Source organism: Streptococcus oralis (assembly GCF_004127215.1).
In the GTDB taxonomy this organism is placed as follows: Bacteria; Bacillota; Bacilli; order Lactobacillales; family Streptococcaceae; genus Streptococcus; species Streptococcus oralis_BD.
Genome location: NZ_QEWJ01000029.1, coordinates 1 through 900 on the forward strand (window position 1 = coordinate 1; position 900 = coordinate 900).

1 pseudogene is annotated in these 900 nt (G+C 36.8%); it reads left to right on the forward strand.

What is annotated here, in order from left to right:
• Nucleotides 1–11 precede the first annotated feature (11 nt).
• Nucleotides 12–900 (forward strand): annotated as a pseudogene (locus DF216_RS10330) (IS3 family transposase); the annotation flags it as partial.

Sequence of the window (900 nt, forward strand, 5' to 3'; positions counted from 1 at the left end):
GGTGTTTTATTATGAAATTGAGTTATGAGGATAAAGTTCAGATCTATGAACTTAGAAAACAAGGATATAGCTTAGAGCAACTTTCAAATAAGTTTGGGATAAACAATTCTAATCTTAGGTACATGATTAAATTGATGGATCGTTACGGAATAGAGTTCGTCAAAAAAGGCAAGAATCGTTACTATTCTCCAGAACTAAAACAAGAAATGATTGATAAAGTCCTACATGAAAACTGGTCTCAAGATAGAGTTTCTCTCGAATATGCTCTCCCAAATCGTGGTATGCTTCCAAATTGGCTGGCGCAATACAAGAAAAACGGGTATACTATTGTTGAGAAAACAAGAGGGAGACCAGCTAAAATGGGACGTAAACCAAAGAAGAAACCCGAAGAGATGACAGAGTTAGAACGTCTTCAAGCAGAAAATGAGTACCTGAGAGCGGAGAATGCTATTCTAAAAAAGTTGAGGGAACTCCGATTGAAGGAGGAAAAAGAGCTAGAAGAAAAACAGAAATTGTTCAAGGATTAGTAACAGAGTTTCCTTTAGATATCCTTCTAAACATTATAAAGCTTGCTCGTTCAACCTATTATTACCACTTAAATCAGCTGAATCAAGTAGATAAAGATCAAGCTATCAAATTGGAAATACAAGACATTTATAATGAGCATAAAGGAAATTATGGCTATCGGAGAGTTACTCTTGAACTAAGAAATCGTGGTTTTGTAGTGAATCATAAGAAGGTCCAACGTCTGATGAAAGTCCTTGGTCTAACAGCTCGGATTCGTCGGAAACGAAAGTATTCTTCATACCAAGGAGAGATTGGCAAGAAAGCAGAGAATCTCATTCAACGCCAGTTTGAAGCATCAAGGCCAATGGAAAAGTGCTATACGGATGTGACAGA